Source organism: Gordonia amarae NBRC 15530 (assembly GCF_000241345.1).
Classification (GTDB): domain Bacteria; phylum Actinomycetota; class Actinomycetes; order Mycobacteriales; family Mycobacteriaceae; genus Gordonia; species Gordonia amarae.
The window spans coordinates 1-26,287 of record NZ_BAED01000018.1 but is presented as its reverse complement, the minus strand read 5'-3'; the positions used below and the strand labels follow the sequence as shown (position 1 = coordinate 26,287).

At 66.9% G+C, this 26,287-nt stretch carries 22 protein-coding genes; 14 read left to right on the top strand and 8 right to left on the bottom strand.

Going from position 1 to position 26,287, the window contains the following annotated elements:
• Positions 1–18 precede the first annotated feature (18 nt).
• Positions 19–1,233 (bottom strand): amidohydrolase family protein, encoded by a 1,215-nt coding sequence (locus GOAMR_RS04310; RefSeq protein WP_005183125.1) that lies wholly within the window; start codon positions 1,231–1,233, stop codon positions 19–21.
• A 299-nt stretch (positions 1,234–1,532) separates the two neighbouring features.
• Between GOAMR_RS04310 and GOAMR_RS04305 the strand changes: the two genes are divergently transcribed.
• The 4 genes from GOAMR_RS04305 (at position 1,533) to GOAMR_RS04290 (ending at position 4,303) form a co-directional block, all read left to right on the top strand.
• Complete coding sequence (locus GOAMR_RS04305) at positions 1,533–1,886, top strand: helix-turn-helix domain-containing protein (RefSeq protein ID WP_005183123.1); 354 nt, start codon at positions 1,533–1,535, stop codon at positions 1,884–1,886.
• A 64-nt stretch (positions 1,887–1,950) separates the two neighbouring features.
• Positions 1,951–2,250, top strand: coding sequence for a hypothetical protein (locus tag GOAMR_RS04300; RefSeq protein ID WP_005183122.1), 300 nt, complete (start codon positions 1,951–1,953; stop codon positions 2,248–2,250).
• A 29-nt stretch (positions 2,251–2,279) separates the two neighbouring features.
• Complete coding sequence (locus GOAMR_RS04295; protein ID WP_005183121.1) at positions 2,280–3,080, top strand: alpha/beta hydrolase family protein; 801 nt, start codon at positions 2,280–2,282, stop codon at positions 3,078–3,080.
• Positions 3,081–3,175: 95 nt separating this feature from the next.
• Entirely contained in the window at positions 3,176–4,303 is a 1,128-nt protein-coding gene (locus GOAMR_RS04290) for an NAD(P)/FAD-dependent oxidoreductase (protein ID WP_005183120.1), read from the top strand.
• Between the two features lie 2 nt (positions 4,304–4,305).
• Here GOAMR_RS04290 and GOAMR_RS04285 read toward each other — a convergent pair whose 3' ends face one another.
• Positions 4,306–5,364 (bottom strand): EamA family transporter, encoded by a 1,059-nt coding sequence (locus tag GOAMR_RS04285; protein ID WP_050942587.1) that lies wholly within the window; start codon positions 5,362–5,364, stop codon positions 4,306–4,308.
• A gap of 87 nt (positions 5,365–5,451) precedes the next feature.
• Entirely contained in the window at positions 5,452–7,065 is a 1,614-nt protein-coding gene (locus GOAMR_RS25035) for a serine/threonine-protein kinase (RefSeq protein ID WP_040514361.1), read from the bottom strand.
• Between the two features lie 245 nt (positions 7,066–7,310).
• Between GOAMR_RS25035 and GOAMR_RS04275 the strand changes: the two genes are divergently transcribed.
• The gene (locus GOAMR_RS04275; RefSeq protein WP_005183111.1) at positions 7,311–9,545 is read left to right on the top strand and encodes an NADP-dependent isocitrate dehydrogenase; all 2,235 of its coding nucleotides are present in this window, start codon (positions 7,311–7,313) and stop codon (positions 9,543–9,545) included.
• A gap of 166 nt (positions 9,546–9,711) precedes the next feature.
• On the opposite strand, the gene GOAMR_RS04270 is transcribed toward GOAMR_RS04275, so the two are convergent.
• From GOAMR_RS04270 to GOAMR_RS04260, 3 genes are read right to left on the bottom strand one after another with little or no spacing between them, the layout of a single operon-like run.
• Positions 9,712–13,053, bottom strand: coding sequence for an ATP-binding protein (locus tag GOAMR_RS04270; RefSeq protein ID WP_005183108.1), 3,342 nt, complete (start codon positions 13,051–13,053; stop codon positions 9,712–9,714).
• Entirely contained in the window at positions 13,050–13,820 is a 771-nt protein-coding gene (locus tag GOAMR_RS04265) for a DUF4194 domain-containing protein (protein ID WP_005183096.1), read from the bottom strand. The genes GOAMR_RS04270 and GOAMR_RS04265 overlap by 4 nt, the downstream gene beginning before the upstream one ends.
• 7 nt (positions 13,821–13,827) lie before the next feature.
• The gene (locus GOAMR_RS04260) at positions 13,828–15,291 is read right to left on the bottom strand and encodes a DUF3375 domain-containing protein (RefSeq protein ID WP_005183095.1); all 1,464 of its coding nucleotides are present in this window, start codon (positions 15,289–15,291) and stop codon (positions 13,828–13,830) included.
• A 252-nt stretch (positions 15,292–15,543) separates the two neighbouring features.
• Here GOAMR_RS04260 and GOAMR_RS23475 point away from each other — a divergent pair, with 252 nt between their 5' ends.
• From GOAMR_RS23475 to GOAMR_RS04225, 7 genes are all read left to right on the top strand, one after another.
• Positions 15,544–16,512: an Rpn family recombination-promoting nuclease/putative transposase gene (locus GOAMR_RS23475; protein WP_083836846.1), complete on the top strand. Its 969-nt coding sequence runs from the start codon at positions 15,544–15,546 to the stop codon at positions 16,510–16,512.
• A 72-nt stretch (positions 16,513–16,584) separates the two neighbouring features.
• A complete protein-coding gene (locus tag GOAMR_RS24035; RefSeq protein ID WP_170319109.1) occupies positions 16,585–16,848 on the top strand; it encodes an Rpn family recombination-promoting nuclease/putative transposase in 264 nt (87 codons plus the stop codon).
• On the top strand, positions 16,838–17,086 hold the full coding sequence (locus GOAMR_RS04245; RefSeq protein ID WP_005183093.1) for a hypothetical protein: 249 nt from the start codon (positions 16,838–16,840) through the stop codon (positions 17,084–17,086). Before GOAMR_RS24035 ends, GOAMR_RS04245 begins: the two co-directional genes overlap by 11 nt.
• Before the next feature lie 100 nt (positions 17,087–17,186).
• Positions 17,187–17,543 (top strand): PadR family transcriptional regulator, encoded by a 357-nt coding sequence (locus GOAMR_RS04240; protein ID WP_005183092.1) that lies wholly within the window; start codon positions 17,187–17,189, stop codon positions 17,541–17,543.
• Positions 17,540–18,871, top strand: coding sequence for a permease prefix domain 1-containing protein (locus GOAMR_RS04235; RefSeq protein WP_005183091.1), 1,332 nt, complete (start codon positions 17,540–17,542; stop codon positions 18,869–18,871). The genes GOAMR_RS04240 and GOAMR_RS04235 overlap by 4 nt, the downstream gene beginning before the upstream one ends.
• Before the next feature lie 69 nt (positions 18,872–18,940).
• Positions 18,941–19,618, top strand: a complete 678-nt coding sequence (locus GOAMR_RS04230) for a Clp protease N-terminal domain-containing protein (RefSeq protein ID WP_211599609.1) — start codon at positions 18,941–18,943, stop codon at positions 19,616–19,618.
• Positions 19,619–19,669: 51 nt separating this feature from the next.
• The gene (locus GOAMR_RS04225) at positions 19,670–20,866 is read left to right on the top strand and encodes a multidrug effflux MFS transporter (RefSeq protein ID WP_005183087.1); all 1,197 of its coding nucleotides are present in this window, start codon (positions 19,670–19,672) and stop codon (positions 20,864–20,866) included.
• A gap of 119 nt (positions 20,867–20,985) precedes the next feature.
• On the opposite strand, the gene GOAMR_RS04220 is transcribed toward GOAMR_RS04225, so the two are convergent.
• Positions 20,986–22,665 (bottom strand): thiolase C-terminal domain-containing protein, encoded by a 1,680-nt coding sequence (locus GOAMR_RS04220; RefSeq protein ID WP_005183085.1) that lies wholly within the window; start codon positions 22,663–22,665, stop codon positions 20,986–20,988.
• A gap of 109 nt (positions 22,666–22,774) precedes the next feature.
• The gene (locus GOAMR_RS04215; protein ID WP_005183084.1) at positions 22,775–24,229 is read right to left on the bottom strand and encodes a cytochrome P450; all 1,455 of its coding nucleotides are present in this window, start codon (positions 24,227–24,229) and stop codon (positions 22,775–22,777) included.
• 465 nt (positions 24,230–24,694) lie between these two features.
• On the opposite strand from GOAMR_RS04215, the gene GOAMR_RS04205 reads away from it, so the two are divergent.
• Together GOAMR_RS04205 and GOAMR_RS04200 are read left to right on the top strand one after the other, a co-directional pair.
• Positions 24,695–25,948 carry a sensor histidine kinase gene (locus GOAMR_RS04205; RefSeq protein WP_005183079.1) on the top strand — a complete coding sequence of 418 codons (1,254 nt, stop codon included), beginning with the start codon at positions 24,695–24,697 and terminating at the stop codon, positions 25,946–25,948.
• Positions 25,945–26,287: response regulator (locus tag GOAMR_RS04200; RefSeq protein WP_005183078.1), on the top strand; the 343-nt coding region annotated here is incomplete at its 3' end. The genes GOAMR_RS04205 and GOAMR_RS04200, both read left to right, overlap by 4 nt.

The window sequence follows — 26,287 nt, the reverse complement described above, 5'->3', positions numbered from 1 at the left end:
TGACTGCGGATCCGGCTACTACTGGGCGGCGGCCGTGACGTTGAGCCCGACGAGATCGAGAGCGTTGTCGCGCATGACCTTGCGGGTGTCCTCGTAGCTGAACTCGGGGAACTGCGGGATATCCGCGGTGAAGCTCGTCGGATCAGCCAGACCCTCGCCGTGCGGCCAGTCCGAACCGAACATGATCCGGTCGACACCGATGGTGGCGGCCAGCAGCTTCACGTCGTCCTCGTAGTACGGGGCGATCCACACGTTGTTCTTGAGCTGCTCGACAGGGTCTTCCTTGTAGTGGTAGGGCGCGTTGTTTGCCGACTTCTTGAGCCGCTTGATGAGCCGGTACACGAAGTACGAACCGTTCTCGATGCTGCAGACCTTGAGTTTGGGGTGCCGGGTGAACACCTGGTGCACGATCATCGAGGCCATCGTGTCGTGGATCGCGCGGTCGTCGGAGAGCACATTGTCGAGCGGATCGCGGCGGCCGAACCCCTCGAACCGGCCCTTACCGCCCCACATCGCGTTGATCGCCAGGTAGCCGCTGTCGCTGAGATGGAAACCCACCGGCACGCCCGCCTCGGCCAGCCGCGCCCACACCGGATCGTGCAGCGGGTCGCCGAGCGAACGCGGACGGACCACACCGGGCACCGGGGCGGGCCGCACCAGCACCAGCTTCGCTCCCCTGGCCAGAACGAAATCGACCTCCTTGACCGCCTCGTCGGGGTCGGCCAGCGAGATCATCGGCGCGGTCAGGAAACGGCCGTCGGGGCGGTTGAATCCCCAGTCCTCATCGAGCCACAGGTTGAAGGCGTGCAGCGACGCCATGGTGGCGGGGATGTCGTGCTTGAGGGCCTCCTCGACGCCGCACGCGAAGGTGGGCAGCATGAACACGGTTTCAAGGTTCTGCTTGTCCAGGACCTTCACCCGCTCGTCGCGGCTCTGGTACTCGGGATGGTCGGCGAGGCTGTCGAGCTTCATCAGGCTGCCCGGGTCCACACCCTCGGGCACCTCGCCGCGGAACAGCAGGTCGAGGCAGCCGGGCTCGATGATGGGGTCGAACGTCGGGTTCGGGATGAAGTGATTGACCTGCTCACCGATCACCGCCATGGTGCGGCGGCCGTTCTGGACCATCTGGACGCCGCGTGTGCGGAATTCCTTGGGTAGGTGCCGGGTGAACGCGTCGAGCGGCTCGTAATAGTGGTTGTCGACATCGACGGCCATGTAGTCAAGCTTCGTCATCGCTCGGGATCTCCCTATCGTCTTGCCTGTGAACGATTTTCACTCTGACGGCGGTAACGGCCGAGGCTTTCCGCCTGGGCTGGGACAACCGCCAGGGCTTTACTGAATACCCAACGGTAGCACTTTCCGTAGGACTTGCGCCATCGCCTGCGTGACGCGCGTCGCTCAGTGCGTTGCAAACTACGCACTTGCGTTGTATGCTTAGTGAACGCGGATTCAAGTCGATGCGGACCATGAATTGCGTCACATGTATTGTGGCCCGCACGGCGTGAATCAACGGATGGCGACAGAGGAGCATCATGGCGAATCCCCTCGACGGAGAGGCGATCGAAGACCTGGGCCGGTACATCAAGGCCCAGCGTGAGATCGCCCGACTGTCGGTGCGGCACCTCGCCCGCATCGCCCAGGTCTCGGACTCATACCTGAGTCAGATCGAGAAGGGGCGGTACCAGCCCTCGGCGCAGGTTCTGACCAACCTCGCCCAGGGCCTCAACCTCCAGCCCGACGTGCTGTTCCGGATGGCCGGCTGGTTGCCGGCGCCGTGCGGTGACACCGTGCCCGGGGTTGAGGACGCGATCCGGCGTGATAACCGGCTGACAGAAAGTCAGCGGACTGCTCTCGCGCAGTTGTACCGGTCGATGGTCGACGGGTGACGTCGTCACCTGCCGAGGCCACAGACCGAACCTTCGATTCACCCGACAATTAGGAGACACAACAATGTCCAGCTACACCGACGTCACCACCCAGCTCACCGACCAGTGGGTCGCCGCCGTCGAGAAGGCCAAGGAGTCGCTGTCGAACCTCGACAAGGGCGCGGGCCTGCTGCCGGCAAACTTCGCGATGCCGGACCTGGCCAAGAACTTCTCCGGCACCGTCCCCGGCCTGCCCAGCCCGAAAGAGGTCGTCGAGGCCAACTTCAAGGTCGCGCAGCGCCTGCTGGAGGCTCAGCGGGACTTCACCCTCGCGGTGATCGAGCGCGCCAGCAAGGACGGCGCGGACAAGCCCTCCGCTGAATGACCACCCCTTGACCCCACTAGGAGCACACGATGACCGTTGAGAACCCGAGTACCGACGCAACCCCGCCGCATTGGCTGAGCTATGTCACCGAACCGCATCGGGCGATGGCCGAGTATGTCGGTTTCGCCTCGGGACGTCGGCTTCTCTCGCTTCAGCACGCGGGAGGCGGCGACGGCCGGCACATCCTGGTGCTGCCGGGACTGCTCGCCGACGATCGTTCCACCCGCGCGCTGCGCGGTGTGCTCCGCGACGCGGGCTACCAGCCGCACGGCTGGTCGCTCGGGGTCAACGTCGGACCGACCCGGGGCATCGTGGCCGGGATCCAGGGCCGTGTCGCCGATCTCGCGGCACGTTCGGATCGGCCCATCAGCGTCATCGGCTGGAGTCTCGGTGGCCTGCTGGCCCGCGAGGCGGCCAAGCTGCTGCCGGAGGAGATCGACCGGGTGATCGCCCTCGGCAGCCCTCTCAATATGTCGCATCGCGGGCAGTCGCGCGCGTCGGCGGCGTATGAGCTGTTCGCGTCCAGGCACCTGCCGGACTACGCGTTCGACGCCTGGGTCGCCTCTCGCGTCGACGGGCTGACACAGCCGATGACCTCGGTGTACTCCCGTGGCGACGGCATCGTGCATTGGGAGTCCTGCCTTGTCGAGGAGGGTCCGCGCAGCGAGAACGTCGAGGTCTATGGCAGCCACTGCGGACTGGGCATGAATCTGGCCGCAGCCCATGTCGTGCTCGACCGTCTCGCCGCTCCGCTCGACGACTGGAAGCCGTTCGTCCCGAAGCGGTCCTATCGGGCGCTGTTCCCGGGACAGCTCGCGCAGTCCGCCTGATCAGCCCTGAACGCACCGATGCGTGGCACAACGGCCGCCGGTACCCGTACCGGCGGCCGTTGTCGTGTCACCGGAGTCCTGAGGAGGCGACGGGTGTGACCGACAGGGTCGAGTGTGTGATCGTGGGCGCCGGGGTGGTCGGCCTGGCCATCGCCCGGGCGCTGGCCCATGCCGGTCGCGAGGTGATGATCCTGGAGGCGGCCGACACCTTCGGCACGGGGATCAGCTCCCGCAATTCCGAGGTCATCCACGCCGGGATCTACTACCCCGAGGGAAGCCTCAAGGCCCGGCTGTGTGTGCGGGGACGGCAACTGCTGTACCGCTACTGCGCCGATCGAGGTGTCCCGCATCATGCGATCGGCAAGCTCATCGTGGCGACCACCGACGAACAACGCGGAAGGCTGGCGGTGCTCGCCGATGCGGCAGTCACCAACGGCGTCACCGACCTTCGCGAACTCGACGCGGACGAGGTGCACGCACTCGAACCCGAGATCACAGCGGTGGCCGGACTGCTCTCCCCGTCGACGGGCATCATCGACGCCGCTGCGTTGATGCGGTCACTGCTGATCGATGCGAGCGAGTCGGGTGCCGAGATCGCCTATCGCAGCCGGATCACCGGTGCCCGTCGCCGAGGCGCCGGGGTGCAGCCCGCCGGCCTGGAGATCGACGTCGCCGGTGTCGGGTCGTTGACCTGCGACTGGCTGATCAATGCCGCGGGTCTGGGGTCCTGGGAGGTCGCAGGCGCGGTCGCGGGCCTGCCCGCCGCCGCCCTCCCCGGACGGTTTCTCGCCAAGGGCAACTACTTCCGGCTCGCCACCGGGCCCGCGCCGTGCTCCCGGCTGGTGTACCCGCTGCCCGTCGACGGCGGTCTCGGGGTGCACCTGACGCTGGACCTCGAGGGCAACGCCCGCTTCGGGCCGGACGTGCAGTGGATCGATGATCTCGACTATGCCGTCGACGGCGACCGGGCCGGCGAATTCGTCGCCGCGATCGAGCGGTACTGGCCCGCCGTTGCCGGACGCGAGCTGGTCGCCGACTATGCCGGGATCAGGCCCAAGCTCGGCGGACCCGGATCCCCGGCCGCCGACTTCCGGATCTCCACCCCCGCCGAGCACGGCGTGCCCGGACTGATCAACCTGTTCGGCATCGAATCACCGGGCCTGACTTCGAGTCTGGCGCTCGCCGAACTGGTCGCCACGCGGGTCTGCGACGCCGCCACCTGAGGTCACCGGCAGCTGGGATCGTCGGCCCCGGTGCCCGCATCCCGGGGCCGGTCGCCCTCGCAGCATGTGTCGACGATGTCCGGGGCCCCGACGACCACGCCACCGCCGACCATGCCGGTGTCCGGGGCGGTCACCGGCTCGCCGAGCTTGGCGCACACCACGCCCGCGATGACCAGCACACCGCCGATCAGCTGGATCACCGACGGCACCTCACTGAGCAGCACGGCCGCCCAGATCGTCGCGGCGATCACCTCGGTGAGCGCGATGAGCGAGGCCAGGCGCGCACCCAGGATGCGGGCGGCGATGATCCCGGTCGGATAGGCCAGCGCCACGGTCACCAGCGCCAGACCCAGCAATGCGAGCCAGGCGGGGATTGAGAACCCGGTGAAGTGGGCGGTACCGTCGCCGACATCGAACGGCATCAGGCCCACCGCCCCCAGGACACCCAGAAGCGCTGCCGCGGCGATCATTCCGGCCGCCGACAACACCGACGGCGGCAGATCCTCGTGCGGTTTCGCCGAGATGAAGAAGTAGCCGACGGCGCCGATCATCGCCGCCGTGGCCCACAGCACCCCGGCCACATCCAGTCCGGCGCCGCCGCTGGTGATCTCCAGGACGAACAGCAGTCCGATCGCGCACAGCACCACACCCGTGCCCAGCAGCGGACTCGGCCGTTGCCGGTGGGCGATCCACAGCCACAGCAACACGACAACGGGTGCGGTGTGTTCGATCAGCATGCCCGTGGCCACAGGGATCGTCTGGATCGCCGAGAAGAAGCAGAACTGGGCGATGACGACACCGAACAGTCCGTACAGCCCGATGGTGACCGCGTACCGGCGCAGCAGCGACCACCGACCGCGCATGTCATGCAGCGCCAGGGGAACCAGCGCGAGGCCGCCGACACCGATCCTGATGGTCACGATGGTGCCGCTGCTCCAGCCTGAGTCCAGCAGCGGCCGGGCGAGCGCGCCGGACAGCCCGAAGCTCAGCGCCGAGATGAGGGCGAAAACCAGGCCCTCGCGACCTTGCGACCACACTTTGCGCTGAACCACCGAAGCCATGCTTGAAAACGGTATGCCCGTAACCCTTGCCTCGGCAAACCAGGTATGCGTGATCGTAATTGTGGTGCCCCGGGAAGGGATTTCGGATCAGGAGGGCGTCGTGGGCGTGATCTTGACCGCGTTGATCGCCGACTCGATCTCGGCGTAGGTCCGCGAATCGCCGATCGCCGCCGTCGCGACCGCGAACACCTTGGGCGAGGTGGACACGATCAGCACGATCACATCGTCGCCCGTGATGCCCGCCGGCGCGCCGGAGGTGCGGATGGTCGCCTTCACGATGGCTCCCGGCACGCCGTTGAAGTCGCGTTCGGTGACCTCGGTGATTTCCGGTGTGGACGGTCCCACATTGGCGTAGCCGTTGCTCTTGGGCAGGCAGCCGATCACCGACCGTGCCACGGTCACCGGGCTGCCCGTCGCCAACCGGTTCATCTCGCCGATCGTGATGCCGGCCATCCAGTTCCCCTGAGGTCGGCTCGATACCCCGACGGCGATGGACCGGGTCGAATACGGTGGCTGGAACGTGGGCATGCCCTGCCAGCCTGTCGACGTCGGCAGGGAGGCCGCCGGAATGCTGATCTGCCCCTGCTTCAGGTCGCCGGTGCGGTTGGCCACGGCCTGGTCGTCGTAGGTGCAGTCGGTGGGTTCGTCGGCCAGTGTGATGCTCGGCGTGGTGGATTCGGTGGTACCCGAGCCGCCACCCCAGGGTTTGATCACCAGCACCGCGGCCACGACGACCACCGCCAGCACGAATGCCGCCAGCGATATCCACAGCGCGGTCTTCGACTTCCGTGGTTTCGGCGGCTCACCGGGACCGGTGCCGTACCCATAGGGGCTCTGCTGAAAACCGCCGGACTGGCCGAGATACTGGGGACCGGACATCGGCTGGGTACCGGGCTGCGACGATGCCGCCGACATCATCGGTGCCGACTGGGGCAGCGGCCCGGGCGTGTACTGCGGGACCGAGGACGACAGGGGTCCGGGCGCGGCAAAAGGTCCGGAGGGCATGGATCCCGACGACATGGATCCCGACGACATGGGTCCGGAAGGCAGCGGACCAGAAGGCAGTGGACCAGAAGGCAGCGGACCGGACGGGTATGCCTGTGCCGGGCCGGAGTACTGGCCCGGGAGCGACGGGATCCCAGCAGACGGTGTCCTGGGAGTAGGTGTCACCGACGGATTCTGTATGCCCCCGCCGGGGGCACCGGGATCGGTGCCCGGACCGGGGACCTGTGGCATCGGGTGGGTCTGAGTGGCCGGATGCAGCAGCGTGATCACTTCGTGTGCGAACGCGCCGCACGTGCCGAAACGGGCGGCCGGATCCGGTGACTGGGCACGATCGATCAGTTCGTCGAGACCCGGCGGGAGTTCGGGACGCACCTGGCTGATCCGGCCGTACTCGGTACCCGTGAACATCTCGCGGACCAGCGCGCCGAGCGCCCGCTGATCGTCGGCGTTCGAGGTTCCCGACCCCGCCGGATCACCACCCGCCGGCCGTGCCTCGGTGAGATGGACAGTGGGTGTGTCCGACTGGCCGTCCGAGATCTGCACCGACGTCGCATCGAGCGGCCCGTGCCGGCCGCCGCGGGCATGGAGTGCGTCGAGCTCAGCCGCGAGGCGCGCCAGGACGGTCGATGCCTGGGTGACCGACACCGGCCTGTTCTGATGGAGCCACGTCCGCAGATCAACCCCGAATTGCCGCATGGGGTCAGCGTATCGGCAGGCCACCGAATCCGCGGCGGACGTCCGTGATCCAGACGACACCGAACAGGCCCGGTTTAGCCGCCCCGCATGCGTTTCGGTGGATAAGGTCATAAGGAGGGTGTGCCAGGCCACTCACCACAGGGTGTGCCTGGGCACGGTCACCCTCGACAAGTGATACTGGTAACGCTCAATCGGTTCGGGCCACTGATCGTGACCGACCGGACAACTGGAGACGAAAGCGGGACATGCACGTGGAGCAGCCGACCATCATTTACACCCTGACCGACGAGGCACCGATGCTTGCGACGCACGCGTTCCTCCCGGTCATCCGCACCTTCGCCGGTGCAGCTGGGATCAACATCGAAACCAGTGATATCTCGGTTGCGGCGCGCGTCCTGGCGGAGTTCCCGGAGAACCTGACCGACGAGCAGAAGGTGCCCGACAACCTCGCCGAACTCGGCACACTGACCCAGTCCCCCGACACCAACATCATCAAGCTGCCCAACATCAGCGCGTCGGTGCCGCAGCTGCTGGCCACCATCAAAGAGCTCAAGGCCAAGGGCTACGACATCCCGGACCTCCCCGAGAACCCGAGCACCGATGCCGAACGCGAAATCCGCGATCGGTACACCAAGTGCCTCGGCAGCGCCGTCAACCCTGTTCTGCGTGAAGGCAATTCCGATCGGCGCGCACCGCGCGCGGTGAAGGAGTACGCACGTAAGCATCCGCACAGCATGGGCAAGTGGTCGATGGCCTCACGTACGCACGTCGCGCATATGCGCCACGGCGACTTCTACCACGGTGAGAAGTCGATGACCATCGACCGCGACTGCGATGTGCGGATGGAACTGGTCACCGAGGCCGGCGAGACCATCGTCCTCAAGCCCAAGGTGTCCCTGGGCAAGGGCGACGTCTTCGACTCCATGTTCATGAGCAAGAAGGCGCTCATCGAGTTCTACGAGGAACAGATGGACGACGCCTACAAGACCGGCGTCATGTTCTCGCTGCATGTCAAGGCCACCATGATGCGGGTCTCGCACCCGATCGTCTTCGGTCACGCCGTGCGCACCTTCTACAAGGACGCCTTCGCCAAGCACGGGGAACTGTTCGATGAGCTCGGCGTCAACGTGAACAACGGTCTGGCCGACCTGTACTCGAAGATCGAGGCGCTGCCGGCAACCAAACGCGAGGAGATCATCGACGACCTGCACGAGTGCCACGAGCACCGGCCGGAACTGGCGATGGTCGATTCGGCGCGCGGTATCTCCAACTTCCACTCCCCCTCTGACGTGATCGTCGACGCGTCGATGCCGGCGATGATCCGGGCCGGCGGCAAGATGTACGGCGCGGACGGTCGTACCAAGGACACCAAGGCGGTCAACCCGGAGTCGACGTTCGCGCGTATCTATCAGGAGGTCGTGAACTTCTGTAAGACCAACGGCGCGTTCGACCCCACCACCATGGGCACCGTGCCCAATGTCGGCCTGATGGCGCAGAAGGCCGAGGAGTACGGCTCGCACGACAAGACCTTCGAGATCCAGGCCGACGGTGTGGCCAACATCGTTGACATCGCCACCGGTGAGGTCCTCCTGTCGCAGAACGTCGAGCAGGGCGACATCTTCCGGATGTGCGTGGTCAAGGACGCCCCGATCCGGGACTGGGTGAAGCTGGCCGTCAACCGGGCCCGCAACTCCGACACCCCCGTCGTGTTCTGGCTCGACCCGTACCGCCCGCATGAGAACGAGCTGATCAAGAAGGTGGAAACCTACCTGCAAGATCACGACACCGAGGGCCTGGACATCTCGCACATGTCGCAGGTGCGCGCGATGCGGTACTCGCTGGAGCGGGTGGTGCGCGGCATGGACACCATCGCCGCGACCGGCAACATCCTGCGTGACTACCTCACCGACCTGTTCCCGATCCTCGAACTCGGCACCAGCGCCAAGATGCTCTCGATCGTGCCGCTGATGGCCGGTGGCGGCCTCTACGAGACCGGTGCCGGCGGTTCGGCACCCAAGCACGTCAAGCAGCTCGTGGAGGAGAACCACCTGCGGTGGGATTCGCTCGGCGAGTTCCTGGCGCTGGCGGTCAGCCTGGAGGACCTCGGCCGCAAGGCCGACAACGCCAAGGCCGGTCTGCTCGCCAAGACCCTCGACGCGGCCACCGGCAAGCTGCTGGAGAATGACAAGAGCCCCTCACGCAACACCGGTGAGCTCGACAACCGCGGCAGCCAGTTCTATCTCGCCATGTACTGGGCGCAGGAACTGGCCGCGCAGACCGAGGACGAGGACCTGGCCAAGCATTTCGCGCCGCTGGCGCAGGCGCTGGCCGCGAACGAGGACACGATCGTCGCCGAGTTCGCCGCCGTGCAGGGTCAGGAAGTGGATCTGGGTGGCTACTACGCCCCCGACAACGCCAAGACCGATGCAGTGATGCGGCCGAGCGAGACGTTCAACAGCACCCTGGCCGCCGCGCAGTAGTCGTCATCCGGCACCTCAGATCGGGTACCACCAGCCGGTTGAGGTGCGAGCTTGCGAGCCTCGAAACCTCGTGAGACGACGATGTTCGTCTCACCGGGTTTCGAGGCTCGTCGCCTAGCGGCCTACTTACCTCAGCCACCGGGATGGGCCACTGTCGTGCCGAGGTTCAGAGGGAGAGCCGGCCGGCGTTGGTGCGGCGTACCTCGGTGAAACCCTGGATCGAGGTGGACAGCGCCGACGCGGCGGGCCGGCCGTCGGCGCCCTCGGTCTTGGACACCATCACCACGTTGTCGATGTAGGGCTGGATGGTGCTGGTGTTCTGCACGGTGGCGACGATGACGAGCTGGAAACCGAACTTGCGGAACGCCGACAGCGCCTGCTGGGCGAATTGCGGATCAGATTTGGAGAACGCCTCGTCGAGCATGAGCTGGGCGAACAGCGGCCGGTTGTCGTCGCTGTCGGGGGCGGCGAGATTGAAGCTGAGCGCCCCGGCCAGGCAGAACGCCATCAGCTTCTCCTGCTCGCCGCCGGAGTTGTCGCCGGCATTGGAGTAGGTGCGGATGATCTCCCCGCTCCCCGCGTCGCGTTCCTCGCAGTAGAAATCGAACCGGTTGCGCACATCGAGAGCGTCGCGGGTCCACGCCCGGTCCTCCGGGGTGGCCCCGGCCAGCCGCTGACGCAGCAGCAGGATGTCGGCGTACTGCTCCAGGATTGCCTGCTCATCACCGAAGCTGACGGCGGTGGTACGCGCGGAGATCTGCCGCGCCTTGTCGTTCAGTTCGGCCACCGCGGGCAGTGTCTTACGGCCCGGCTGCAAACGCAGTCGGGTACCCCGGTTGAACGCCACCGAACCCAGGCCGGAGTTGACGCGTTCGATCTGTTCGACGATGCGGCGTTCCTCGGCATCCGCGGCCATGTGCAGGCTCAGGATCGCACCCGGCGCCTGCTCGGTGATCAGCCGGCGCATCCGCTCGTACGCAGACGGCAGCTCGCGTTCGTCGATACGCCGGCACACCGACACGTAGTCGTGGACGCGTTCGTCGAAGTCGTCGCTGTCGTTGGGGATGGCGTCGGGGAACTCCTCGTCATAACTGGCGACGATGCGGGCCAGTTCGTCCCGGGAGCGGCGGGCGTCGGCGCGCATCCGGTCCCGGTCCCGGTTGACCGCCTTCATCAGCTCCTGCCGATACGGCTCGGGCGCAAGCACATCGAGCACCGCCGCCGATTCCTCACGGAACCCGTCGAGGGTGGCCGCCGCATGATCGGACACGTTCTCGCGGCTGAGCCGGTCCATCAGATCCAGCAGTTGGGTGCGCCGCCGGTCGTGGGTGGCGATCTTGTCGCGCACCAGCGCCGCCTGCGAGATCGCCCCGCGCACCTGCTCCCAGATCTCCTCCGCCTTGCGCTGCAGTGCCTCCACATCGGGGTTGGCGTCCATCAGCAATTCGTACTGGTCGGTGAGGGCGTCGACGCGGTCATCGGCGGTGTCGGTGTCGATCTCGCTCCACCCGGTGAACTGCTCACAGACCCGCCGGTAGGCGTCCCGGCGCTGCTGCAGTTCGGTGCGGTCCCGGTCGAGGGCGGCACTGGCCTGGTGGGCGGCGTCGTACAGGGCCTGCTCGTGGTCGAGTTCCTCACGCAGCGCAGCGATCTTGGAGTCGACGTTGCCGACGAAGATGTACTGCGAGGGCCGCAGCGCCTGCCGGTCGTCCTTGACGGCGAGTTTGGCCGAATCCTTGCGCAGCCCCTGGTCGGTGACCGCTTTGGTGTGGTTGCGGAATTCGGCCGGATCGTCGACACACACGTAGTTGCCGAGGCGGGTGAGGATGGTGAGTGCTTCGGCGGCGCACGGGTGGTCGGGGTCCACCGCGTGCAGGGTGGCGCCGAGCGTGCCCGGCTCGGGGGTCGGCATCCGGTGCTGTTCGGCGTGGTGCAGCTGGATCCGGCCACGCATGTCGTGGCTGTTGACATACCGCAGTGCCGCCCGGAAATGCTCGTCGGGCACGAGCAGCCGCAGACCCGCCCCGCGCAGTACCTTCTCCACCGCGAGCCGCCAGCGGCCCGCGTCGGGGCGCAGCTCCACCAGTTCGGCGACGTACCGCAGTTCCGATTCGTCGATCTGCAGGTGGTTGGCGAGCATGCGGCGCATCTCGTGTTCGGCGCGCGGCAGCGTCGACCCGGCCTGCTCCACGCGGTTCAGTTCGGCGGCCACCGCATCGCGCTGACCGCGCAACGCCACCTCGTGGGCGAGGGTCTCGGCGAACTGCGCCTTGCCCGCCTCGAGCTGGCTGTCAATGCGGGTGGCGTCGTCCATCAACTGGTCGCGCAGCTCCCAGAACTGTTCACCGTCGTCGGGGAGTTCGAAACCGAGTGCGGCCACCCGGTGCTCGTAGTTGGTGCGTTTGATCGCCACCTCACCGGCGAACTTCTGGGCCGCCGCGAGCTGCTCCTGCAGCGGGGCGAGATCACCGGTGGAGGTGGAGATCCGGGACAGCAGGTTGCTGTGGTCGGCGCGCAACTGGTCGTGCTGAGCGGTCAGCGAGGTCAGGTCGCCGTCGAGGCGGGCGATCTGGTCGTCGAGGTCGGCGACCTCCGGTTCGGCGGTGCGCAACCGCAGATTGTTGAGGTAGGCGCGCACGGCCTCGGTGTCGATGGTGTCGAGCACGCTGAACGTGGCAGACTCCCCCGCGTACCGTTCCTGGACCTCCTCGATGTTGCCGAGGATGGTGCGTTTGCGGCGGGCCACCTCCAGCAGTTCGCGGGCCTGCACCAGCGGATCGATCTGGTCGAGAGCGTCCTTGATACCGGCGATGCTGCGTGGTTCGTCGAGCATGAACTCGCGCACGAACTGTGCCAGGCCGCCGACACTTTTCAGTGACTTGGCCTTGCCGAGGAGCTGCTGGGCGGCGTCGGAGCCACGGATGCCGATCAGCGAATACAGGGTCGCCAGATACTTGCCCTCACCCGGCCCGCCGCGCCAGCCACGCTCCCGGAACCGGGCGGTGTTGTATCCGCCCGAGGCCCACTCGTTGCACACCTCGACGATGTCGGTGTCGCCGTCGTGGATGAAGTACGAGCTGTTGGCGTCGGTCATCTTGCCGGCGGCCAGCCACTTGAGGACCAGGCCGGTGATGGAGGCACCCGAGGTGGAGGTGTAGGTGACGGCGATCGCCGCCCACGCCGGTCCGGTGCCGCGCAGGTACATGATCTCTCGGGCCGCGCCCGACCCGCTGCGCCGCTCCCCCCAGGCGCCGCGCACATACTTGCCGACCGTGCGCTTACCGCTCGACGAACCGGCGGCCGTCGCGTCGCCGGATGCGTTGAAGTTGCGGCGGTGATCGGGCAGGAAGGCCAGCGAGATGGCGTCGAGCAGAGACGATTTGCCGCTACCGGATGATCCGGTGATGAGGGATCCGTTGGTGCTGAACGGGATCGAGTGATAACCGTCGAACACACCCCAGTTGATCAGTTGCAGCCGGGACAGGTGGTACTGGTCGATGTCGGTCACCAGTCGGCTCCTTCCGCCGTGTCCAGGCGGCTCTCGTCGGGGTCGGGCCGGCTCTCGGTGTCGGCCTCGGTCTCGCTGTCGGTTTCTGGGGCCTCGGTGCCGGAGGAGATGAACTGCTCGAACTGCCGCTGCAGGTCGGTGATCACCGACGCCGTCATCACCGCGGTGATCACCGGGCTCAGGACGAACGTGTCGGGATCGTCGCGCTGGGACCGCAGAAACTCCATCTCCTCCATCTTGTCGACGGCGCGGTCGATACGTTTGTCGAAGGCGGCCAGGTCACGGTCGATGGTGTTGCTGACACCGGCGAACATTTCGTGGATGTCCTCGCGGGTGACCAGCACGTTCTCGTCGCGGGAGGCGCGCATGTACTTGGCCAGGTGCAGCGCCAGGATCGCGTCGTAGGTGTTGATGGTTTCGCGTTTGAGCAGCCGCCTGCCCCACCGGGAGTCGTAGCCGACCTGCTCGACGAACGCGATCTGCAGCTCGTCCACGATCCGCAACCGCAGATCCAGCTCGGAGAGCCGCACGCGCAGCACGTCGGCGAATTCGGACACCCACGACCACAGCTGCGGCTGACGTTCACCGCTGATGTGGCGGCGGGTCAGTAGGTTCTGCAGCGCCCAGCACGCCCGGTCGGGCAGCTCGCTGACATCACCGTCAAAGCGCGGCATCTTGGGGCCGTGGTCAGCGGACGTCAGCGGCACCGCGGGCAGGTCGTCGTAGCCTGCGAACTCGTCGGGAACATCGGTGGTGGTGTCGGTCATGGGTACCTCAGACCTCATCGAGCGGGATGTCGGCGGTCGGGATCGGTTCGGAGAATGTCAGGGCGGGGATCTCGATGATCCGGTCGTCACCTTCGAGCGAGCGGAACCGGACGATCTCGGTGGCGCCGGGCACGGCACCCGGTTGTTTGAGGGCCAGGGACCACAGCACGATGACGTGCGCAAGGTACGCCTCATCGAGACGGTCCAGCACCTCGGGCAGTGCGACCGGTCCGTCGGCGACGGCCCTGTTGACCAGATCGGTGAGCTCCACGGTGTCGACCTGACCGGCGAGTGAGGCGAACGAACTCAGGTCGCCCCTGGCGTCCCCCGGCAGCGCCGGTGGTGGTGGTGCCGGGTCACGGATCTCGAACGCCACCCGGCCGATCGAGGTCAGGTCGGGTGTTGCCAGGGGCATCTCGTAACCCAGACGCCGGTCGGCCAGGGACGTCTTGAGCAGGTCGTTGGCGGTGGCGAGGGCGTCGTTGAGCTGACGGGCGATACCGCGGCTCTGTTCGAGGGTGCCGGCGGCGACGAACCGCCGGATACGGCGGGCGCAGCGCTGCCGGGTGCGCCCCACCTCGGCCATCTGCTCGCTGATCAGCGGGAAGAAATCGGTCATGACCGCGCGCAGGCCCGGTTCCATATCGGGGAGGCTCCGGGTGACGGTGTCGATGTCGGCGGACAGCCGGGCGCGTTGATCGGGGTCCTGGATCATCCGGGTGAACGCGTGATACGACGCGCTCTGCGACGACCCGAGCAGGGTTTCGTAGTCGTCGAACAGTTGCCGCTGCCGGTCGCGGTAGGCCAGGTCCGAGTCGCTCGGATCGTCGAGCAGTGCGGTGGTGATGCGGTCGAGCATCGTGCCGTACTGCCCGATATCGGAGATGACCTGCTCCATCTGGTACGCGATGGCGCGGGCCTCGTCGGCGGCGATCTGCAGGTCCGGTTCGGGCCGGATCCCGGAGTCGAGGTCGGCCAGTTCGGCATCGAGCTCAGCGAGTTGGCTCTCGATGTCCTCGCGGATCTGGTCGGGGTCGCCGGCCACCTGCCCGGCCACCCGGTGCAGACCGGCCGCGATACCGCTGATCGAACCACCGGTGGCGACAGTGTCCTCACGCCGGCGGCGCCGCATGAAGTCGAGTACCGACCGGGCGTCGGCGGTCAGGTAGCAGAGATTGGGTGCCACGTCGTCGGAGGTGTCGGTGACCCGGTGCAGCCAGCCGTTGCGCGCCCACAGCTTGATCAGGTCCACGCCCGTCGGGGTGTCGTCGACCTCGAGCTCGGCCATGTCCCGTTCGAGCCGGACGGCGAGTTCGGGTTCGGTGAGCCGCGCCCCGAAGTCCAGGTGCCGTTCCATCAGGGTCACGTACAGCGCCGAGTTGGTGGCCGCGAACAGCCGCACCGCCGCCGACTTCTGGATCGACCGGTTCTCCTGCCACGCCTGCGTCAGGGTCGCATGGTCGTCGCTCATCATCACCACCTCTCGCCACGGACGGGAAATCTGGGCCCCGGGTAGTCTCCCACGCCCAACCGACACCAGGTTCGGTGGCGTTGGGTCGACACGACAGTGATCGAACAAACTATCGATACGCATCCATCGCCGAACGTGTCACCGCAGACGCACAACCGCACTTACGTTTGCTGTGCCGAATCGAGGCGCGGGTCCGAGGTGGGAAACAACGCTCGAACTGATCTGTCAGTACTGGCCCGTATGGTTGCCCACATGGCCAGTGGGGGTTCGGAGAAGGCGACAAATCAGCCGCATGACGCGTTGTTCCGGCGGGTGTTCGGTGACCCCAAACACGCCGGATCAGAACTGCGGTCGGTGTTGTCGGCGGAGGTCGCCGCACACATCGACCTCGAGCACCTGGAGCCGGTCGCGGCATCGTTCGTCGACGATAACCTGAGCCAGCTGCATAGCGACCTGTTGTTCCGTACCACCTTCGACGGCGACGACGCCTACCTGTATTTTCTCGTCGAGCACCAGAGCAGTCCCGATGATCTGATGGCCTTCCGGATGCTGCGCTACCAAGTCCGGATCTGGGACCGTCACCTCAAGACCGAACCCGCGACTTCGGGCAAGACCCGGCTACCGTTGATCGTGCCGGTAGTCCTCTACCAAGGCCGTCGCCGCTGGAGCGCACCGACCGATATCGCCGCCATCATCCAGGTCAGCGACCACGCCGCAGCCGACCTTGTCGACCTCCTACCCCACGTGCGGTACATTCTCGACGACCTGACGATCATCGATGACGCGACACTCACGACCAGACCCCTCACCCCAGCCGCCCGGATCGCCGCGCTACTTCTAAGTCCGGCTTCAAGAGACACCGACGTCATAGTGCGGTTGCGCACGTCGCTCGATGATTGGCGAACAGTCGCCCACGATGAGCCCGGTCTGCTCGTCGTCTTCTTCACGTATCTTTTGATAGTCGGCGACACACCCGCCGACCGCATCACAGATTTCGCCGCACAATTGGGCCAGGACGCAAAGGAGGCAGCTATGACCACAGCTCAACGACTTCGGGACGAAGCGCAGGCGCAGTTGCTGGCCAGCATGCTCGAAGCCAGATTCGGCGAACTCGACAACGACACCCGCGGCCGAATCGAGCACGCCACCACCGACCAGATCACAGACTGGAGCACTCGCTTCGCGCGCGGAGCAAACTCGATCAGCGACGTCATCGACTGACATCTGCTGAGCCGTCCCGTCGGCATCGGCGCTCAAACTGATCTGTCAATACCGGTACGTATGGTCTCATTCATGACCGATGGAGGTTCGGGTGACAGGGCGCATCAGCTGCATGACGGGTTGTTCCGGCGGGTGTTCGGTGATCCCAAATATGCTGGATCGGAACGGCGGTCGGTGTTGTCGGCAGAAGTGGCTGCGCACATTGACCTCGAGCATCTCGAGCCGGTCGCGGCGCCGTTCGTCGACGACAACCTGAGCCAGGTGCACAGCGATCTGCTCGCCCGAACTCGACATCTCGTGGGAACGACTTGCGAAGCTCGACGGTGTGGCTCTTGAGGAGGAGTACCGCCGTATCCTGAGCGAGCACGGCAAGGAAACCACCAACCTTGGCGTGGTCTTTCGTAAGGCGCAGAACAGGATTCAGGAGCCCGCTCTGCTCCGGAAGCTGGTCGTCGACCTGATCGGCTCGGAGAACTGGTCGAGCATCGGTGGTGACCTCAACGGTGACGCCTACGAGGGACTCTTGCAGAAGTCGGCGTCGGATGTGAAATCTGGTGCCGCCGCCCGCGACTGAACCGTCACCTTCCGGTGAGTAGCTCGACGACCCATTCGTCCTTCATACCTAGAAGTCCGAGGTATTGTTACCTTGTAGTTCTAGGTATGGAGGGCGCGGAGTGCACATCGACAAGGACCTGGTGGCGGCGTCGGCGACGCCACTCGTGTTGGGGATCCTCGCCGATGAAGGCGCGTCGTATGGCTATGCCATCCTCAAGCGCGTCCGTGAGCTGTCCGGGGGCAATCTGGAGTGGACCGACGGGATGCTCTATCCGCTGCTGCACCGCCTGGAACGGCAGGGATACGTGCAGTCGTCGTGGCAGACGTCCGGGGAAGGGCGGCGGCGCAAGCATTACACGCTCACCGATGCCGGTCGCCGGACCCTCGCCGAACGACAGGACCAATGGGCCGTGGTGAGCCAGGCCCTGGACCGTGTCTGGAACATCGGCCCACTCCCGCAGGCGCTGAATCCATGAGCGAAGAGCACATCCAGCAGTGGCGGGGCTATGTTCAGCGACGTTCCGTCCTCGCCGGCGACGACATCGCCGAACTCGAAGAACACCTGCGGGCGCAGGTCGACGACCTCAAAGCCGTCGGACTCGCGGACGACGAGGCCTTTCTGGTCGCGGTCAAACGAATGGGACGCATCGACGACCTGTCGCGTGAATTCGCCCGGGAACACTCCGATCGACTGTGGAAACAACTGGTCATAGGCGCGGACGACACCGGCGAGTCAGGGTCTGCGCGCCGAGACCTGTGGGTGGCGATCGCCCTGGCCATCGGCGCCGCACTGACGCTGCGGACGGGACTGGCCTGGCTGGACGAGGACGTATCCGCCCGGCTCGCCTCGGTGCTCGTACTCCCCTGGCTCGCGGGCTTCTTCGGGTGGAAGCGTGGCATGGCGCGCTCGTCGATCGCGGTCGTGGTGATCGGATTCGTGACCTTCGGTGTTCTGCTGGCCGTCTACCCCTTCGACGGAGATCCGGGCGACACGATGGTGCTGGCGTCGATCCACGCCCCGGTCTTCCTGTGGCTGCTGATGGGGGTGGCCTACGTCGGCGGCGACTGGCGATCGGGGCGCCGCCGGATGGATTTCGTCCGGTTCACCGGCGAATGGGTGGTGTACTACTTCCTGCTCGCCGCCGGTGGTGGTCTGCTCATCGGCCTGACCGTCGGAACCTTTCACGCGGTCGGCACGGACGCCGAAGGCGTTGTGACCGAATGGATCATGCCGTTCGGTGCGGCCGGGGCGACGGTGATCGCGGCCTGGCTGGTGGAGTCGAAGCAGAACGTCATCGAGAACATTGCACCGGTGCTGGCGCGAGTGTTCTCACCGCTGACCATCCTGCTGCTGGTGGCACTGCTGATCGCTTTCGCCGCGGACCCCGACCTGATCGATGTCGACCGTGAACTGCTCATCCTGATGACGGTCATCCTGGTGCTGGTTCTGGCGCTGTGGCTGTACGCGGTGTCCGCGCGGCCTCCGCAGGCCCCGCCCGGTCTCGGTGACTGGCTGCAGGTGGCGCTGGTGGTGACGGCGATCGTCGTCGACCTCGTCGTCCTGATCGCCATGGCCGGCCGGATCGCCGAACTGGGGCTGACCGCGAACCGGTCGGCCGCCCTGTGCCTCAACGTCGTCCTGCTGGTCAACCTCGCGGTGTCGGCGTGGCTCGGCCTGGCGTTCGTGCGTGGCCATCGTCCGGTCGCGGCGCTGGAACGCTGGCAGACCGCCTACCTGCCGGTGTACGCCGCATGGGCGGCCGTGGTGGTGATCACCTGGGGACCATTGTTCAGCTGGGTGTGAAACGGAGACGCATCCGGAATTGTCAACCCTCGGTTGACGGACCAAGGTTGTCAACCTATGGTTGACGGCATGGCTCAACCTGTGAAACTCGATGACCTCATCTCGGCGATCGTCAAAGTCCACGACGATCCGCTTGACCAGCTTCAGGACGCCGCGCTGGCGGCACAGCACCTCGGCGACCTTGCCGACCATCTCCTCGGACACTTCGTCGACCAGGCCCGGCGCTCGGGGGCGTCTTGGGCCGACATCGGGGAAGCGCTCGGGGTGACCCGGCAGGCGGCGCAGAAGCGGTTCGTGCCCGGCAAGGACGACAAGCAGGACTTCAGCCGGTTCACTCCCCGCGCGCAGAAAGTGGTGACCGCGTCGCTGACCGACGCCCAGACCCGGCGCACCGAGTTCATCGAACCGGCCAACCTCGCGGTGGCGCTGTTCACCGAACCCGAGGGGATCGCCGCGAAGGCGCTCCAGGAGCAGGGGGTGACCGCCGAAACGCTCGCCGAGCGCCTCGAACTGGCCGGTCCGGCGGAGAACCCGCCCGCGCTGGTGCCGTTCAGTGCCGATGCCAAGAAGGTCCTGGAGGGAACGTTCCGGGAGGCGCTGCGGCTCGGCCACAACTACATCGGCACCGAACATATCCTGCTCGCGCTCCTCGAATGCGAGAACGGTGCCGGGCCGCTGCACGCGGTAGGCGCCACGAAGGAAGCCACCGAGGCGTACGTGACGAAGGTGCTGTCGGCGTACGAGTAACCCGACCGGGGGTGCCAGGCTGCGCCGAGCGAACGATCGATAGCTTGAGCTATGCGATCAAGCGACGGCGACACCTTCCCCGCCGAGGGCGGAATCCGCGGCAGACTCCTGGTGATCCTGGGTGCGCTGTCGGCGTTCGCGCCGATCTCCACCGACCTGTACCTGCCGGCCCTGCCCGACGCCGCCGACGACCTCGGCACCAGCGCGAGCGGAATCCAGATCACCCTGGTGGTGTCGATGATCGGGCTCGGCCTCGGGCAATTGCTGATGGGTCCGCTGTCGGACAGATATGGCCGGCGCGGTCCGCTGCTCGTGGGCATCGTCCTGTTCACCGTCGCCTCCCTGGTGTGCGCGATCGCCCCCAATGTCGCGTTTCTGGCCGTGTTCCGGTTCCTGCAGGCGCTCGGCGGGTCCTCGGGTGTCGTGATCGCCCGCGCCATCGTCCGCGACCGGCTCGACGGTCCTCGTCTGGTGGAACTGTTCGGCGTCCTCACCGTGGTGGTGAGCGTCGCGCCCATCGTCGCCCCCGTGCTCGGCAGTGCGATTCTGACGGTCGGATCGTGGCGGACCATCTTCTTCGCGCTTGTCGTGATCGGCGGGCTGCTCGGGGCGGCCACCTTCGCGTGGGTCCCCGAATCGCTTGCCGCCCACCGCCGCAACACCGACGGCGTGGTCACCGGCGCTTTCCGGTCCTACGGCATCCTGCTGCGCGATGGCCGCTATGTGGCGGTGATCGCGACCTCGGCGGCCGCGTTCGGTGCGTTCTTCGGGTACATCACGGGATCCCCGTTCGCCCTGCAGAAGGTGCACGGGCTGTCCCCGGTGCTGTTCTCGGTCGCGTTCGGGATCAACGGCCTGTGCCTGATGGGCGCCGCGCGCTGGATGCGGTATGGCAATCCGCAGCGGCGCATCGCCATCGGTGCGGGCCTGATGGTCGTGGCAACCCTCGGGCTGGTGATCGCTGCGGTCACCGATCAGCTGGCACCGATCTTGGTCGCGTTCGCGGTGCTGGCCACCGGATACGGCACGATCGCCCCAAATACGACGGCGCTCGCGCTGATGCGCCATCCCGAACGGGCCGGAGCCGCCGCGGCCCTGCTCGGCGGGACCCAGTTCGCCGGCGGTGCGCTCGCCGGTTCGCTGGTCGGGCACGGGGCCGAGAGCGGCATCACCAGCCTGGTGGTCGTGATCGCGGCGGCGACGGCGGTGACGGTGGTGCTGGCGGCGGTGCTCGCCCGCAGTTCGTAGCCGGCTGGGGCCCGGATGTGGTCCGGGAATGCGCATCGGTCACCTGACCCTTCGCGACCCTCGCTCCTGCGTCGCTTCGGCCTCAGGGATCAAGACGGGTACCCGGCCTGGTCGCTCATTCACTCGGCGCGCAGCAGGATCACGCCGCTGGGGGTGAGGCCACCGCTGGAGACGACACCGACCTTGGCGCCGGACACCTGCCGCTCCCCCGCATCGCCGCGCAACTGGACGATCGCCTCACGCAGCAGGCCCATGCCGTGGGTGCGGCCGTGGGAGAGCTGGCCGCCATGAGTGTTGAGGGGCAGCACGCCGTCGCGGGCGATGTTGTGCCCGCCGTCGAGGAAGTCCTTGGCCTCGCCGATGCCGCAGAAACCGAGCGCCTCGATCCAGGACAGACAGTTGAAGCTGAAACCGTCGTAGAGCTGCGCGATGTCGACGTCGGCGGGCGTCAGATCGGTGCGGGTCCACAGGTGTGATGCCGGTCCGAGGACCTGCGGCTCATGTGTCGAGGTGGACTGGTCCCACGGCAGCGGTTCCATGATCTGGGTACCTACGGCCTCCACCCGGATCGGCTTGCGGGCCAGATCCGGTGCGGTGTCGGCGGCGGAGACGATGACGGCCACCGAGGCGTCGCACGGCACGTCGCAGTCGAGCAGACCGAACGGGGTGGTGATGGTGCGGGCGGCGAGATACTCATCCATGGTGAGCGGATCGCGGTAGATCGCCTCGGGGTTGAGGGCGGCGTTGGCGCGCTGGTTGAGTGCGATCCAGCCGAGCGTCTCCTTGGTGGTGCCGTACTTGTGGAAATGCCGGTGCGCGGTCTGCGCGAGGGTATGGGCCGCGGACATGGCGCCGAACGGCATCGACCAGCCCATCAGCCCCGACGCCCGGCCCATCGTCGGGCGCGGCACCCGGCCCTGCTTGACCCAATCGTCGGAGGTGGCCTGCCACACGGTGCGGAAACAGAGCACGTGCCGGGCCAGACCGGTGGCGACGGCCATCATCGCCGCGATGACCGATCCGCCCGGCCCGAACGTCTCGCCGCCGCCGTTGTACCAGGTGGGGTTGATGCGCAGCGCCGACTCGAGCGCGGTGACCCCGCCTTCGCTGTAGCCGCCGTCGGCGGTGCCGCCCGGGTAGGTGGACAGGCCGTCGATGTCGTCGAAAGTCAGCCCCGCGTCGGCGACGGCCCGCTCACAGGCCTCGACGGCCAGGGCGAGCGGGCTGCGGCCGAGGCGCCGGCCGATCTGGGACGCACCCACGCCGCTGATGATCGCCTTGTCCTCGAACTTGGTGCTCGTCGCGCGGGCGCGGACCCGTCCCGGGTAGTCCTGCGGCGCGATCTCGTCGTCGGGGATCTCCCGGATCGCCGTGTCGTCGGTGCGCGGGCGGAACAGTGGGAACCACACATCGCCCGAGTCGTCGCCCTGCTGGTCGAAGACCACCTCGACGGGCATACCGAGCTGCACGTCACCCGGCTCGCACCCGGTGATGCGGGTGGTGAGCCGGGTGCGCGGATCCTCGTCGAGGGCGACCTCGGCGATCACGTACGGCGGGGTGATGCCGGGCAGCGCGAAACGCTCGTTGACGGTGTAGCCGAACACGAACCCCGTGCCCGACAACTCCTGCACATGCTGTTCCCAGGACCGGCAACGCGGGCAGATCGGCTTGGGCGGGTGGATGAGCGCCTCGCATGAATCACACTGCGCAACCCGCAGCACACCGTCCTTGCCCGAGGTCCAGAAGGACTCGGTCTCCGGGGTCACCAGCGGCAAAACGGGGCGCGGCGCGTCGCTCATTCGGGGTCCTCTCACACACTGTCCACCTTCTACGGTAAGGCTAACAGTTGTGCTTTGAGAACGTGATTTCCGGTCGTGTTCGGTGAGCTGTCCCAGGGTCACGGACCTCTCAGGACACCTTCCGCGCCCGCACCAATCCCCCGTCGGCCGGGATCATGGTGACGTTGCGGTTCTGGGGCCGCTCGGCGGGCCGGTCGGTAGTCTCCAGGTCGACGCGGCGCAGGATCTCGGTGACCACCGTGTGCAGCTCCGCCATCGCCAGCGGCGCGCCCAGGCAGCGGCGGATGCCACCACCGAACGGCATCAACGTGTGGGCGGTGGGTTTGATGTCGAAGAACCGCGTGGGATCGAACGCGAACGGCCGGGGATACAGGTCGTCACGGTGATGCAGCAGCAGGATGCTGATCAGCGCACTCACCCCCGCCTCCACCTCCTGCGCGCCGAACTGCCACGGCACCATCAGCGTGCGGGCGACGACCGGTACCACCGGGCGTGACCGCATCGACTCGTTCAGCAGGGCGTCGATGTAATTGTCGTTTCCGGTGCGGACCGCTTCGCGGGCATCGGCGTACACGTCCGGATGGCGCGTCAGGCGCTCGAAGGTCCACGCGACCGAGTTTGTTGTCGTCTCGTGACCGGCCAGCAGCAGCGTGATGAGTTCGTCGCGGATCTCGTTGTCCGGCAGGGGTTCCCCATCCTCGGTCCGGGTGTCCAGCAACAGTTGGGTGATGTCGGTGCGGTCCTCGCCGCGAGCGGCCCGCCGTTCCGCGAGCACCTGATACAGCGCCCGGTCCACCGGGCGCAGCACCGCTTTCGTCAGACCGACCGGCGATGACGAACGGGAATTGAGCAACTGGGCGACGGTGGCCAGCGGAGTGGCCGACCACCGCAACATCCGTAGCGTCGAATCCCGTAGTGCCCGTTCGGCATCGGTCACCGGAATACCGTCGGGCAGGCCGAATACCGCCGACATGATCACGTCCAGGGTGATCTGCTGGGCGATCTCGGCCAGGGGAACCAGCTCGCCGACCGGCCAGGCGTCGATATGCCTGGCGGTCGCGGTGTCGATGCCTGCGCGGTAGGCGGCAACCGCCTTGCCATGAAAGCGCGGCAGCAACATCGACCGTTGGCGGCGATGCCGGGCGCCGACGGAGGTGAGCACCGACTGCGACCCGACGATCGGGGCGAGCGGTGACATGCGTGTCGCCGACGGCGCGAGCGCCTGATCGGCGGTCATCAGCGCCTTGATGTGTGCCGGATGCGACAGCACCGCCAGACGCCCCGGACCACCGGCCACCTCGTACCGCAGGACGCCCTGGGTGCGGGCGGCGTCGGCGAAGAACATCTCGGCCGGCCGCCGGACGATCCGGATCGATCGGGAGATGGTGCTCGGCGACGCCGTCGGCCGGGTCAGTACCGAACGCACGTCGGTGGGAGCGTCGGTGTGCAGCGGAAAGGCGCGGTCGTCACCACCATCGACACCGGACTTCTCGTCGGCACCCGTCAGATGCCACGGGTGCGTCGTGCCGGGCAGCGTGATCGAAGGGGCGGTCAGAAGATTCATCGTCAACTCCTTGAGCGTGGCGGTGCTGTCAACGGTAGATGGTCGCGGGCCGGATCATCGGCAGTTGGCGCCGCGGTGACGGGGTCGTGGCTCGTTGTGGACGCGCCGTGGTCGTGTGCGGCAGAGCGGAGGCGGCCTCATGCCGCGCACGCTGTGCCTCCTGACGCCGCCGGAGATCGATCGCGGCATCGATCTCCCGCCGACGGAAATCGAGACTGCCTGAAAGGGTTGTCGCCCAGGCGATGACGAGAACCGCGGCAATACTGATCAGTACCCACCACATCGGATTCTCCTTCTTCCTCGGTCGGGACTCGCGGATTGCGTTTCCTTCCGAGATCCACGCTATGAGGAACGTTTACGCAGGTCAGCCACCCTCGGGTGGATCTGGGCCCGCGACCTGGGGCGGAGTGCGGATCCACCCGTGGGTGGAGGAAAAGCAACCACTGGCGGCGTTAGACTCGACGGATGCGCTGGCTCCTCAGGCGAAGCGAGATCCTGTTCAGCAGACTGGGGTACGACTACCCGCCCTTCTATGTCCTCGTCGCCGATGCCGGCGTGCTCTTGTTCTGCGCGGTCGCGACCCTGCAGCGCTACGTGTCGGGGGTGTCGGGAGCCGACTGGATTCTCCTGGGCGTAGTGTGGGCGCTGGCTTTGTGGCTGACCGTCGGCGAACTGGCGATCTGCTCGTTCAAGGTGTTCAAAGGGCCTGTCGACGCCCTGATTCCCGTCCTGATGATCGCTTTGGTCGCGGTGTTCTGGTGCGTGCCGCTCGATGGCGGTGCGCACGGCGACGTCGCGCCCCTGATCCTGGTCCTCGGCGCGGCGATGTGCGCGGCGGTCACCTCGTTCAAACGCGGGGCGGTGCACCTGGTGGCGTACCTCGCGGCGCTCGTGGTCGGGGTTGCGCTCGGCACCACCGAAGTCGGCTGGATCGTCGCGGGCATGATCGCGCTCGGCTGGGCCACCGGGTTCCTGCTGCAGAAGCAATTGCAGCTGATGCAGTCCGAGCGGCGTGAACGCGAGAAGCAGTACGCCCTCGACCGCGCCGGGATCGCCGCCGAGGTGCACGATGTGGTGGCCCACTCGCTGAGCATCGTCCTGCTCAACGTCACCGCCGCCCGGCGCGCGCTCGAGTCCGGGGCGCATCCGGTCGATGACAGTGATGTCGCCGACGCTCTCGACGCGCTGCGCGATGCGGAAGGTCAGGGCCGGGCGGCGATGGGCGATGTGCGCCGCACCATCGAATTGCTCCGCGACGAGTCCACACCCGAACAGGCTCAGCCCGGTCTGTCCGATATCGCCGCGCTCATCGACGGGTTCCGGCGGGCCGGCTCGTCGGTGACCGCGCACGTGGAACTGCCCGCCGGACCGCTGAGCAGCGCCACCGAACTCGCGGTGTATCGCGTGGTGCAGGAGTCGTTGTCGAACGCCTCCAAACACGCACCGGGCGCGCCGGTCACCATCTCACTCGGCCCGGGCGTCGACGCGGAGTTCGTGGTGCGCGTGAGTAATCCGGTCACGGCGGGCCCGCCCGCCGATCCCGGCGGTTACGGTCTGGCCGGAATGGAGTCCCGGGTGGGGAACCTCGACGGATCGATGTGCGCCGGCGTCAAGCGCGACCAGTGGTGCGTCGAAGCGGTATTCGGCCCACACGAGGGCACGGCCGCCACTGAGCCGGCCATCGAGAACACCGACGACACCACGGGGGTGGGTGCGTGAGCGAGGAGATCCGGGTTCTGCTCGTCGATGATCAGGAACTGGTGCGGTCGGGTCTGCGACGGATCCTGCGCCGCAAAGACGGTTTCGACGTGGTGGCCGAATGCGCCGACGGTGATGAGGTGCCCGCCGCGGTCACCGCCCACTCCCCTGACGTCGTCGTCATGGATCTGCGGATGAAACGAGTCAGCGGAATGGAGGCCACGCGCCGGCTGATGGGTACCGAGTCCGACCACCATCGGGTGCCACCGGTACTGGTGTTGACCACCTTTCGTGACGAGGAACTGCTGTCGGAGGCATTGCGCGCCGGTGCCGCCGGGTTCGTGCTCAAGGAATCCTCAG

Bases quoted from the DNA above. Each gene is read 5' to 3' on its own strand.
- GOAMR_RS04230 (WP_211599609.1), top strand. From the start codon at position 18,941: ATGGCTCAACCTGTGAAACTCGATGACCTCATCTCGGCGATCGTCAAA.
- GOAMR_RS04305 (WP_005183123.1), top strand. From the start codon at position 1,533: ATGGCGAATCCCCTCGACGGAGAGGCGATCGAAGACCTGGGCCGGTAC.
- GOAMR_RS04220 (WP_005183085.1), bottom strand. From the start codon at position 22,665: ATGAGCGACGCGCCGCGCCCCGTTTTGCCGCTGGTGACCCCGGAGACC.
- GOAMR_RS25035 (WP_040514361.1), bottom strand. From the start codon at position 7,065: ATGCGGCAATTCGGGGTTGATCTGCGGACGTGGCTCCATCAGAACAGG.
- GOAMR_RS04285 (WP_050942587.1), bottom strand. From the start codon at position 5,364: ATGGCTTCGGTGGTTCAGCGCAAAGTGTGGTCGCAAGGTCGCGAGGGC.
- GOAMR_RS04295 (WP_005183121.1), top strand. From the start codon at position 2,280: ATGACCGTTGAGAACCCGAGTACCGACGCAACCCCGCCGCATTGGCTG.
- GOAMR_RS04310 (WP_005183125.1), bottom strand. From the start codon at position 1,233: ATGACGAAGCTTGACTACATGGCCGTCGATGTCGACAACCACTATTAC.
- GOAMR_RS04225 (WP_005183087.1), top strand. From the start codon at position 19,670: ATGCGATCAAGCGACGGCGACACCTTCCCCGCCGAGGGCGGAATCCGC.
- GOAMR_RS04235 (WP_005183091.1), top strand. From the start codon at position 17,540: ATGAGCGAAGAGCACATCCAGCAGTGGCGGGGCTATGTTCAGCGACGT.
- GOAMR_RS23475 (WP_083836846.1), top strand. From the start codon at position 15,544: ATGGCCAGTGGGGGTTCGGAGAAGGCGACAAATCAGCCGCATGACGCG.
- GOAMR_RS04275 (WP_005183111.1), top strand. From the start codon at position 7,311: ATGCACGTGGAGCAGCCGACCATCATTTACACCCTGACCGACGAGGCA.
- GOAMR_RS24035 (WP_170319109.1), top strand. From the start codon at position 16,585: ATGACCGATGGAGGTTCGGGTGACAGGGCGCATCAGCTGCATGACGGG.
- GOAMR_RS04260 (WP_005183095.1), bottom strand. From the start codon at position 15,291: ATGAGCGACGACCATGCGACCCTGACGCAGGCGTGGCAGGAGAACCGG.
- GOAMR_RS04205 (WP_005183079.1), top strand. From the start codon at position 24,695: ATGCGCTGGCTCCTCAGGCGAAGCGAGATCCTGTTCAGCAGACTGGGG.
- GOAMR_RS04215 (WP_005183084.1), bottom strand. From the start codon at position 24,229: ATGAATCTTCTGACCGCCCCTTCGATCACGCTGCCCGGCACGACGCAC.
- GOAMR_RS04265 (WP_005183096.1), bottom strand. From the start codon at position 13,820: ATGACCGACACCACCACCGATGTTCCCGACGAGTTCGCAGGCTACGAC.
- GOAMR_RS04300 (WP_005183122.1), top strand. From the start codon at position 1,951: ATGTCCAGCTACACCGACGTCACCACCCAGCTCACCGACCAGTGGGTC.